Raw genomic sequence first — 11244 nt, 5'->3', positions numbered from 1 at the left:
ATCGAGCAGGTCGAACTGGCGCCGCCGGGCCCGGGCGAACTGCTGGTCCGCATCGCGGCTGCCGGGCTTTGCCATTCCGACCTGTCGGTGATCAACGGAGACCGGCCGCGTCCCCTGCCGATGGCGCTCGGCCACGAGGCCTCCGGCGTGGTGGTCGAGACCGGACCCGGCGTCGCCGGGCTGGAGCCGGGTGACCATGTCGTGCTGGTCTTCATGCCGAGCTGCGGCCATTGCCAGCCCTGTGCGGGTGGCCGGCCCGCCCTCTGCGAGCCCGGCGCCGCGGCCAACGGTGCCGGCACGCTGCTGTCGGGTGCACGCCGCATCTCGCACGTCGGCCAGCCGGTCCACCACCACCTCGGCTGCTCGGTGTTCGCAGAACACGCGGTCGTATCCCGGCATTCGGTGGTCAAGATCGACCGCGGCATTCCACTGGTCGAGGCCGCGCTTTTCGGCTGTGCGGTGCTGACGGGCGTCGGTGCCGTCATCAATACGGCCGGATTGCAGGCTGGTCAGAGCGCCGCCGTGATCGGCCTCGGCGGGGTCGGGCTGGCGGCGGTACTCGGGGCGCACGCGGCCGGCGCCCGGCAGATCGTCGCGGTGGACCTGTCGGACGACAAACTGGCACAGGCGCTCGCACTCGGCGCGACGCACGCGGTCAACGCCGGGAGCCCGGACGCGGTGGCAAGCATCCGCGCGCTGAGCCAGGGCGGCGTGGAATGCGCACTCGAGTTTGCCGGGTCGGTCCGGGCACTGGAACTGGCCTATGCCGTCACGGCGCGAGGCGGCCTCACCGTCACGGCCGGGCTGCCGCCACCGGGCGCCACGATGGCGCTGCCGGCGGTGAGCCTGGTCGCCGAGGAGCGCACCGTCAAGGGAAGCTACATCGGCACCTGCGTGCCTTCTCGCGACATTCCACGGTACATCGCGCTCTACCGGCAGGGCCGGCTGCCCGTCGATCGGCTGCTCAGCGGCCGGCTGCGGCTGGACGACATCAACGAGGGATTCGACCGTCTGCACGAAGGCCGGGCCGTACGCCAGGTGGTCGTATTCGACGACGCCTGAAGCGGATTGCCGCGGGGCGCCAGGGGCTTCCACTTGCGACCGCCATACGCGCCGTGGCGGGTACGGGGTGCTGTGCATACACTCCCGGGCAGGCTCCTTCTGCCGTGACGATGACCACCATTCCGAAATCCGCTTCGTCCGCCAATCTGGCGTACAACCATATCCGGACCCACATCCTCAACGGCACCTACCGGGAGGGCGAGCGCATCACCGAACAGCAGGTCTCGGACCTGCTCGGCCTGTCGCGCACGCCGGTACGCGAAGCGATGCGACGGCTGGTGTCCGACGGCTTCCTGCATTTCCAGCCGAACAGCGGAACGTTCGTGCGGACCTGGGACGCCGCAGAGGTGGAGGCGATCTACGACGCCCGCATCCTGCTCGAACCCGAACTCGCGGCCCATGCGGCGCGCCACATGACCGCGCCGGTACTGGCGCGCATGCACCAGATCCAGGACGAGATCGAATCCCGCGGCGCCGACATCGCGGAAGACAACCTGGTGCGCATCAGTCCGCTCAACCGCGATTTCCATGCGCTGATCAGCGATACCGCCCAGAACCCGCGGCTCGCGCACATGCGGGTGCAGTCGCTCGAGATCCAGATCATTCAGCGCACCCGGCGGCGCCTGTCGGCCCACCAGCTCGACCGCATCTTCCACCACCACCGCGAACTGCTCGACGCCTTCGCCTGCCGCGACAGCGACTGGGCGCGCTGCGTCATGTCCTGCCATCTGCGTACTGCGAAACTGGCGATGCTCGGGCCGGGGCCGAACGTCGTGAAGTTATGACGTAACGGCTCAATCCAATGCCGCGTGCGCCGGCATGGGCCGGGCGCGTGAGCGGAATGGCGGATCCGGCGAAATTTCTTCACGCCAGGCAGCGGCCCGCCGCCCTACGATGCGGCACGCAAGGAGACGCCCCGTGACTGACCTGACCCACATGACCCACATCGAGGAACTGCGCCGCGTGGCCCGCCGCCGGGTGCCGCGCATGTTCTACGACTATGCCGACTCCGGCAGCTGGACCGAGAGCACCTACCGCGCCAACGAGAGCGATTTCCAGAAGATCCTGTTCCGTCAGCGGGTGGCGGTGAACATGGACAACCGCAGCACCCGCACCACCATGATCGGCCAGGACGTGGCGATGCCGGTGGCGATCGCGCCGACCGGCCTCACCGGCATGCAGTGGGCCGACGGCGAGATCCTGGCGGCGCGCGCAGCCAAGGCCTTCGGCATACCGTTCACCCTCTCGACGATGAGCATCTGCTCGATCGAGGACGTGGCCGAGGCGACCGACCGCCATCCGTTCTGGTTCCAGCTCTACGTGATGCGCGACCGCGACTTCATCGAGCGCCTGATCGACCGCGCCAAGGCGGCCAACGTGAGCGCGCTGCAGCTCACCCTCGACCTGCAGATCATCGGCCAGCGGCACAAGGACATCGTCAACGGCCTGTCGGCGCCGCCGAAGCCGACGCTGCGCAACCTGCTGAACCTCGCGACCAAGCCGCGCTGGTGCTGGAACATGCTGCACACGCCGCGCCGCACCTTCCGCAACATCGCGGGCCATGCCAAGGGCGTGACCGACCTGTCCTCCCTCGGCGCGTGGACCGCGCAGCAGTTCGACCCGCAGCTCAACTGGGGCGATGTGGAGTGGATCAAGAAGCGCTGGGGCGGCAAGCTGATCCTGAAAGGCATCCTGGATGCCGAGGACGCGCGCCGCGCCGTCGATTCGGGGGCCGATGCGCTGATCGTGTCGAACCACGGCGGCCGGCAGCTCGACGGGGCGCCATCCTCCATCGCCGCGCTGCCGGCGATCGCCGAGGCGGTCGGGCGCGAGATCGAGGTCTGGATGGACGGCGGCGTGCGCAGCGGCCAGGACGTGCTGCGCGCCCGCGCGCTCGGCGCCCGCGGCGTGCTGATCGGCCGGGCCTTCCTGTACGGGCTGGGGGCCTTCGGCGAGGCGGGCGTGACCCGCGCGCTGCAGATCATCCACAAGGAACTCGACCTGAGCATGGCCTTCTGCGGCCGCACCGGCATCGAGACGGTAGACCGCAGCATCCTGCTGCCCGGCAGCTACTAAGGCGCGGCTACAGTGGCGGCTGCGCTCCCGGTGCCGCCGGCGGCCATCATGGCCCGCAGCCGGCCGGCCAGCGCGTCCATCGCGAACGGCTTGGTGATCAGTTCCATGCCGTGGTCGAGAAAACCGCCGGCCAGCGCCGCAGTCTCCGCATAGCCGGTCATGAACAGCACCGGCAGCGCCGGCCGCAGCAGCCGGGCGGCATCGGCCATCTGCCGGCCGTTCAGGCCCGGCAGGCCGATGTCGGTGACCAGCAGGTCGATGCGCTGCGGCGACTGCAGCAGCGCCAGGCCGGACGGGCCGTCGGCCGCCTCCAGCGCCCGGTAACCCAGGCCGGCGAGCACCTCGACGATCAGGCCGCGCACCACCGCCTCGTCCTCCACCACCAGCACGGTCTCGGCCGGCGCGGCACGGTGCTCGTCGGCCGGCACCACGGCGGGCAGCGCGTCGTCCGGCGCGTCGCCGCGGTGGCGCGGCAGATAAAGGCGTACCGTCGTGCCTGCGCCGGGCGCACTGTCGATCCGGGCATGGCCTTCGGACTGGCGCGCGAAGCCGTAGATCATCGACAGGCCGAGCCCGGTGCCCTGGCCGAGCGGCTTGGTGGTGAAGAAGGGCTCGAACGCCCGGGCGCAGACATCCGGCGACATGCCGAACCCGCTGTCGGTCACTGCGATGCAGACATACGGGCCGGGCGCGATCTCGCCGAGCCGTGCGGCTTCGCCTGCGTCGACCTCCTGATTGCCGGTCGCGACGACGAGTCGGCCGCCGTCGGGCATCGCGTCGCGGGCATTGATGCAGAGGTTGAGGATCGCGCTTTCGAGCTGGTGCGGATCGCACAGCGTCGGCCACAGGTCGTCGGCCAGCCGCAGTTCCAGCCCGATCCGCTCGCCGAGCGTGCGGTGCAGCAGCTCTTCCATCGACACGACCAGCGGGTTGGCGCGCACCGGCTTCGGGTCGAGCGGCTGGCGCCGCGAGAAGGCGAGCAGCCGGTGGGTGAGGGATGCGGCGCGCTGCGCCGACGCCATCGCCCCGGCGATGAAGCGGGGCAGGTCGTCGGTGCGGCCCTGGTCCACCCGCCGCCGGACGATCTCCAGCGAGCCGGTGATGCCCTGCAGCAGGTTGTTGAAATCGTGCGCGATGCCGCCGGTCAGCTGCCCGACCGCTTCCATCTTCTGCGACTGGCGCAGCTGCTCGTGCGCCAGCTGCAGTTCGGCGCTGCGCTCGGCGACGCGCTGCTCCAGCGTGTCGCGGTCGCACTGCGCCGCCTGGAACATCCGGGCATTGTCGATCGCCACCGCGGCCTGCGCGGCCATGCCGGTGGCGAGGCGTTCGGCCCGCGGCGTGAACACCCCCGGCGACGGATGACCGAACAGCAGGCCGCCGATCACCTCGCCACTGCGGGAGATGACCGGCGCCGCCAGGTAGCTGCGTACCGGCAGGTGGCCCGGCGGCATGCCGTGGTAGGGTGGGAAACGGCCGTAGCGCGTGTCCTGGGTGATGTCGTCCGAGCGGATCGCCGCCTCGCCGCGGAACAGCGGCGCGAACACGCCGGTCGAGCGCGGCATGCCGAACTGCGCGAATGCCTCGGGCGCCGCGCCCGACAGCGTGTAGAGCAGCAGGTGCTCGCCCGCGGGATTGAGCACGTTGTAGAAAAAAGCGCCGTAGGCCGCGCCGGTCAGTTCCCGGCAGGCGTCCACCACCCGCTGGACCAGGCTGCCGAGGTCGAGTTCGGCCGCGAGCATCGCGCCGGTGTGGTTCAGGGTTTCCAGTGCCCGGCTTTCCTCGCGCAGCGCCGCTTCGGCCCGCGCCCGCTCCAGCGCGTCCCAGGTGCGGGCCGCGACCTCCTCGGTCACCGCGACTTCCTCGCGGGTCCAGCTCCGCGGAACCCGCTGAGTCACGTACAGCGCCGCGCGCAGGCGGCCGTCGCGCAGGAAGGGCACCGCGACCATTCCGCGGATGTCGAGGTCGGCCAGGCAGGCCGCGGCGTTGGCCAGATCGGCGGTGGCGTCGGTCGCGACGGCGGTCAGCCCGGCGCGCAGCGCGCCGACGGTGCCAGCGCCGAACGCTTCGGTCGGGTAGGCCCCGGTGAGGGAGGCCACACCGTCCACATGGTCCACTTCCAGCACCGCGGTGGCCCCGTCGGCGCCGACCTCCGCATAGCCGACGCGGCTGGCGCCCAGGTGCCTGCCCAGCAGCCGCACGGCTTCGGCCTGGATCTCGCGCGGGGCCGACAGCGGCCGGAGATGGTCCACGAAGGCCAGCAGGAAGGCCTGGTGCGCGTCCGCCGCGCGGTGGGCGGTGATGTCGATGGCGGTGCCGAGCGCGCGGATGCAGCGGCCCTCGTCGTCGAACACGCCGCGGCCGCGCGCCGCGACCCAGCGCACCACGCCGTCGTCCCGGCCGACGGTGCGGTACTCGACGTCATAGATCGTGCGCTGTGCCGGGTCGATCGCCGACGCGAAGGCGGCGCTGGTGGCCTCGCGGTCGGCCGGGTGCAGGCCGGCATAGAAGTCGGCCATGCTGCACGGTGCACCCGGCGCGATGCCGAACATCGCCTTGGTGCGCGCGCACCACTGCAGCGTGTCGGTGCGCAGGTCCAGGTCCCAGATGCCGACCTCGGCGGCATCGGTGGCGAGGGCTAGCGCCGCGCGGCTGGCGTTCAGCGCCTGGTGGTGGTCGTGGCGCTCGATCGCGAGGGCGGCGGTCTCGACGACCAGTGCCATCGCGTCGATGTCGTCGGCGGTCGGCCAGCGCGGCGCGCGGTAGTAGGTGGCGAAGGTGCCCAGCACGGTGCCGCGGGGGTCGCAGATCGGGGCGGACCAGCAGGCGCGCAGCCCGAAGGAGAGGGCGACGTCGCGGTAGTGCGCCCAGCGCCGGTCGGAGGCGATGTCCTCCACATAGACGGGCAGGCCGAGGTGGGCGGCGGTGCCGCAGGAGCCGCCGTCCGGCCCGATCGGGAAACCGTCGGCCGCGGCGTTGTAGGCGGCGGGCAGGGACGGGGCCGCCGCCAGGCGCAGCGTGCGGCGGTCCGGATCGACCAGCAGGAACGACACATGGTGCGGGCCGTCGGCATCGCCCTCGACCGCCTGCGCGAGGAACTGCAGCGCGTCCGCGAGCCGGCCGCCGTCGCCGATGCGCGCCAGCACGCTGCGTTGCGCCCGCAGCAGCGCCAGGATGCGGGAGTCGAAGGCGTCGGGCGCGGAGTCGTGCGGCATGGGCGCGATGGTAGTCCGGGCCACGCCCGGCGCATACGTCTGGCGTCGTGCTTGCCGATGGCCGGGGCGTGGCCGGCGCGCTACGCTCGGTGATCGCCGTTGCCCTGGGACCGTTCCCGATGTCGTTCGCTGCTGCCGCCCCCTGGGCCTGGATCCCGATCGTGCTGGCCGCCGCCCTGGCGCAGACGGTGCGCAACGCCGCCCAGCGCACCCTGACCGCGACCGCCGGCACGCTGGCGGCGACGCTGGTGCGCTTCCTCTACGGTCTGCCGGTCGCGGTGGCCTGGCTGCTGGTGGTCCGCCACGGGTGGGACGGGGCATTGGCCGGCAGCCTGCCGCCGGTCTTCGGCAGCGGCTACGCGGCCTGGCTGGCCACCGGGGCAGTGGCGCAGCTAGGCGCCACCGCGATGCTGCTGATGGCGATGCAGCAGCGCAACTTCATCGTCGCGGTGACCTGGTCGAAGACCGAGGTGCTGCAGGTCGCCGCCTTCTCCGCCGTGTTCCTGCACGAACTGCCGGGTGCGATGGCGCTGGCCGCGATGGTCACGGCCACGGTCGGCGTGGTGCTGCTGTCGCGGCCGAAGCCGGGCGCCGGTGGGACGGCTGCGGCCGGTGCCGGCACCCGGGCGGTGCTGTACGGGCTGGCATCCGGAGCCGGTTTCGCGCTGTCGGCGGTCGGCTACCGGGGCGCGGCGCTGGAACTGCCGGGCGTCTCGCCGTGGCTGATCGGCGCCTGGAACGTGGTCTGGGCGCAGCTGCTGCAGAGCCTGCTGCTCGGCGGCTGGCTGCTGTGGCGTTCGCCCGCCGCGCTCGGCGTGATCGTGCGGGCCTGGCGGCTGTCGCTGGTGGCCGGCACGATGGGCGCGCTCGCCTCGATCGGCTGGCTCACCGCGATGGCGCTGCGGCCGGCGGCCGACGTGCGCACCCTGGGACTCGCCGAGGTGTTCTTCAGCTACCTCGTGTCCCGCCGCATCTTCCGGGAGCAGCTGACCAGCGTGGAGAAGGCCGGGCTGCTGCTGGTCGCGGCGGGGCTGGTCGGGGTGTGCCTGCAGCTCTGACGCGCCGGCGCCTCAGCGGCCGGCGGTCGGCTCGGCCAAGCCGCCGAGCGCACGCAGCACGTTCTCGGCCGTCGCGGGCGCCTCCAGCCGCACCGGTCCGCCATCCGCGCGCGCGGCCGCCACCGCGTTGCGCAGCGCCTCGTACACGCTGACCGCCAGCATGAACGGCGGCTCGCCGACGGCCTTGCTGCCGAAGACGTTGTCCTCGCGGTTGGGCTCCGGCCACAGGTCCACCTTGAAATGCGCGGGGATGTCGCCGGTCGCCGGGATCTTGTAGGTGCTGGGTGCGTGGGTCGTGAGCAGGCCCTTGTCGTTCCAGACCAGCTGCTCGGTGGTGAGCCAGCCCATGCCCTGCACGAAGCCGCCCTCGATCTGGCCGACGTCGATCGCCGGATTGATGCTGCGGCCCACGTCGTGGAGGATGTCCACCTTCAGCACCCGGCTCTCGCCGGTGAGGGTGTCGATCGCCACCTCGGTCGCTGCGGCGCCGTAGGCGAAGTAGTAGAAGGGCCGGCCGGTCAGCGTCGTCTTGTCGTAGTGGATCTTGGGCGTGCGGTAGAAGCCGTCGCTCCAGAGCTGGATGCGGTTGGCGTACGCCATGCCGACCACCGCGCCGAAGTCGCGCACCGTTTTCGGCGAATGGACCTTGCCGCCCTCGAAGCGGATCGCGCCGGCGCCGCAGCCGTCCAGCCCGCAGACGAAGCTCGCCAGGTTGTCCCGCACGTTGCGGGCGGCGAACTGGGCGGCGCGGCCGTTCAGGTCGGTACCGGCGGAGGCGGCGGTGGCCGAGGCGTTCGGGACCTTGCTGGTATCGCTCGCGGTGACGCGCACCCGCTCGAAGGCGATGCCCAGTTCGTCGGCCACGATCTGGGCCACCTTGGTGTGCAGCCCCTGGCCCATCTCGGTGCCGCCGTGGTTCACCTGCACGCTGCCGTCGGTGTAGACGTGCACCAGCGCGCCGGCCTGGTTGAACAGCGTGGCGGTGAAGCTGATGCCGAACTTCACCGGCGTGATCGCCAGGCCGCGCTTGACCGTCGTGTGCGTGGCGTTCCAGCCGGAAATCGCCTGTTGCCGGCGCCGGTACTGCGCGGTGTGCTCCAGTTTCGATAGCAGGGGCTGCAGGATGTTGTCTTCCACCTGCATCTGGTAGTGGGTGACGTTCCGCTCGGCGGTGCCGTAGAGATTGCGCATCCGCACGTCGAGCGCGTCCAGCCCCAGGTGCCGCGCGATATCGCCCAGGATCGTCTCGATCACGACCACGCCCTGCGGTCCGCCGAAGCCGCGGAAGGCGGTGTGGCTCTGCACGTTGGTGCGGCAGCGGAAGCTGCGGATCACCACGTCCGACAGGAAATACGCGTTGTCGGCATGGAACACCGCCCGGTCGGCGACCGGCCCCGACAGGTCGGCCGAGAAGCCGCAGTTCGCCAGCATCGTCAGGTCGAGCGCGGTGACCAGCCCCGTGTCGTCGAAGCCGACCTGCCAGTCGTAGGCGAACGGATGGCGCTTGCCGGTGACCAGGAAGTCGTCGTCGCGGTCCAGCCGCAGCTTGACAGGGCGGCCGGTCTTCTTCGCGGCGAGCGCGGCCCACACCGCCAGGTGGCCGGCCTGCGTCTCCTTGCCGCCGAAGCCGCCGCCGAGCCGTCGGCATTCGATCTTCACCGCATGCAGGTCCACGCCGAGCGCATGCGCCACCCAGTGCTGCACCTCGCCCGGGTGCTGGGTGCTGGAGTGGATCCACCACTGGTCCTGTTCCAGCGGCAGGGCGTAGGCGACCTGGCCTTCCAGATAGAAGTGCTCCTGGCCGCCGACCTCCAGGCTGCCCGCCAGCGTGTGGCGCGACGCGGCCATCGCGCCGGGCGCGTCGCCGCGCGCCACCGTCACCGGCGGCAGCACGTAGCTTTGCGCCGCATGGGCCTCGCGCGGGGTGAGCACCGCGGGCAGCGGCTCGATGTCCAGGCGCACCTGGCGGGCGGCGCGGCGGGCGGCCATCGCGCTGTCGGCCACGACCAGGCCGAGCACCTGGCCGACGTGCTGCACCGTCTCGAAGGCGAAGACCGGCTCGTCGTGGGCGAAGGCGGCGAGCATCGGGTCGCCGGCGATGTCGGTGTGCAGCACGACCGCCTGCACGCCGGGCATCGCCAGTGCGGGCGCCGCATCGACGCCGCGCAGGCGGCCGTGGGCGACGGTCGAGAGGATCGGCGCCGCATGCAGCGTGCCGCGCACCTCGGGAATGTCGTCGGTGTAGGTGGCCGCACCGGCCACCTGGGCGCGGGCGCTCTCGTGGAAGTGCGACCGGCCGGCGGCGTGCGCCGGCGCTGCGGGCGTGAGGGAGGTGGCGCCCGGATCGTGCGGCTGGGCGGCGTCCACCACGTCGGCGCGGGCGTCGGCGGCGACGACCTGCGGCGCGTCCTCCACGTCGCGGCTGACCGAGGGGAGGGTGTCGCGGGTGTTCATGCCAACTCCTCGTCTAGCACCAGCGTCGCCAGGCTCACCTGCTGCAATCCCTCGCCTTCCAGCCAGAAGCGCTGCAGCAGGTTGCCGAGCACCGCGCGCCGGTAGGCGGCCGAGGCGCGCATGTCGGAGATCGGCTGGAATTCGTCCTGCAGTACCGCGCCGGCGGCGGCGGCGGTCGCGGCGGTCCAGGGCCGGCCGGCCAGCGCCGCCTCGGTGGCGCGCGCCCGGACCGGCGTGGCGGCCACGCCGCCGGCGCCGACCGAGGCGCTGCGGACCGTGCCGTCGTCCGCCAGCTCCAGCCGGAGCGCCAGGCAGACGGCGGAGATGTCGTCGTCCATGCGCTTGCTCACCTTGTAGACGGCCATGCGTTCGCCGGCCGTCGGCGCCGGCACGTCGATCCAGGCCACGATCTCGTCGGCCGCCATCGCGGTCCGGCGGTAGGCGAGGTAGAGGTTTTCGAGCGGCATCGCGCGTTCGCCGCGCACGCTCGCCAGGACGACCTGTGCACCCAGCGCGATCAGCAGCGGCATCGAGTCGCCGATCGGCGAGCCGTTGGCGACGTTGCCGCCGAGCGTGCCCGAGTTGCGTACCGGCAGCCCGGCGAAGCGGGCGGCGAAGGCGCGCAGCTGCGGGCGGTCCGCGGCGAGCGCGGCGTAGGCATCCTGCAGCGTCGCGGCCGCGCCGATGCGCAGGCCGGCGGCGGTGCGCTCGATGCGGCGCAGCTCGGCCGCGCGGGTCACGTCGAGCACCGCGTCGAAGCGCCGGTGCTGCTTGGTCACCCACAGGCCGACGTCGGTGCAGCCGGCGACCAGCTGCGCCTGCGGCCGGTCGGCGCGCGCCTGCAGCAGGGCGGCCAGCGTGGGCGGGGATTCGTAGGCGAAATCGTGCTCCGGCGCAGGCGCAGCGGGCGCGATCTGCTCCAGTTTCCGTAGCAGGGCGGCTTCGTCCACCGTGACCGCCGGCAACGCGGCCATGCGCTCGGCCGCCTCCAGGATCGGCCGGTAGCCGGTGCAGCGGCAGAGGTTGCCCGACAGGTCCTCCTGCGCCACCGCGCGGGTCACCGTCTCGCCGCGGCAGATGCGGTTCTGGTACATGCCGAACAGGCTCATCGCGAAGCCGGGGGTGCAGAAGCCGCACTGCGAGGCGTGGCACTGCACCAGCGCTTCCTGCACCGGATGCAGCGCACGGGCGTCCGCGGTGCCCGGGCCCTGCAGCAGCGGGTCGGCCGCCAGATCCTCGACGGTCCAGAGCGCCATGCCGTCGATCGAATGCGCGAGCCGGATGCAGGCGTTGATCGCGTGGTAGGCGACGCCGGGCGTGCCGTCGGCGGCCAGGGTGCGCTCGCCCAGCACCACGGTGCAGGCGCCGCAGTCGCCTTCGCC

At 72.2% G+C, this 11244-nt stretch carries 7 protein-coding genes; 4 read left to right on the top strand and 3 right to left on the bottom strand.

Annotated elements, in window-relative coordinates:
* The 3 genes from QZ500_RS15195 to QZ500_RS15185 form a co-directional block, all read left to right on the top strand.
* Positions 1–1062, top strand: a 1062-nt coding sequence (locus QZ500_RS15195; protein WP_295856246.1) for a zinc-dependent alcohol dehydrogenase family protein, incomplete at its 5' end; no start/stop codon positions are given.
* Positions 1063–1172: 110 nt separating this feature from the next.
* Complete coding sequence (locus QZ500_RS15190) at positions 1173–1847, top strand: GntR family transcriptional regulator (RefSeq protein WP_295856247.1); 675 nt, start codon at positions 1173–1175, stop codon at positions 1845–1847.
* Positions 1848–1980: 133 nt separating this feature from the next.
* Entirely contained in the window at positions 1981–3138 is a 1158-nt protein-coding gene (locus tag QZ500_RS15185) for an alpha-hydroxy acid oxidase (protein WP_295856245.1), read from the top strand.
* Here QZ500_RS15185 and QZ500_RS15180 read toward each other — a convergent pair.
* Positions 3135–6350 (bottom strand): GAF domain-containing protein, encoded by a 3216-nt coding sequence (locus QZ500_RS15180; protein WP_295856244.1) that lies wholly within the window; start codon positions 6348–6350, stop codon positions 3135–3137. The two genes, QZ500_RS15185 and QZ500_RS15180, sit on opposite strands and share 4 nt — an antisense overlap.
* A gap of 119 nt (positions 6351–6469) precedes the next feature.
* Between QZ500_RS15180 and QZ500_RS15175 the strand changes: the two genes are divergently transcribed.
* Complete coding sequence (locus QZ500_RS15175) at positions 6470–7408, top strand: EamA/RhaT family transporter (RefSeq protein WP_295856243.1); 939 nt, start codon at positions 6470–6472, stop codon at positions 7406–7408.
* Between the two features lie 12 nt (positions 7409–7420).
* On the opposite strand, the gene xdhB is transcribed toward QZ500_RS15175, so the two are convergent.
* Together xdhB and xdhA are read right to left on the bottom strand one after the other, a co-directional pair.
* Complete coding sequence (gene xdhB / locus QZ500_RS15170) at positions 7421–9862, bottom strand: xanthine dehydrogenase molybdopterin binding subunit (protein ID WP_295856242.1); 2442 nt, start codon at positions 9860–9862, stop codon at positions 7421–7423.
* Positions 9859–11244, bottom strand: a 1386-nt coding sequence (xdhA, locus tag QZ500_RS15165; RefSeq protein ID WP_295856241.1) for a xanthine dehydrogenase small subunit, incomplete at its 5' end; no start/stop codon positions are given. The genes xdhB and xdhA, both read right to left, overlap by 4 nt.

This window comes from uncultured Xylophilus sp. (assembly GCA_913776965.1).
In the GTDB taxonomy this organism is placed as follows: Bacteria; Pseudomonadota; Gammaproteobacteria; order Burkholderiales; family Burkholderiaceae_C; genus Xylophilus.
Note: the sequence above shows the minus strand (reverse complement) of the source record. Positions and strands in the feature narration are given on the sequence as shown.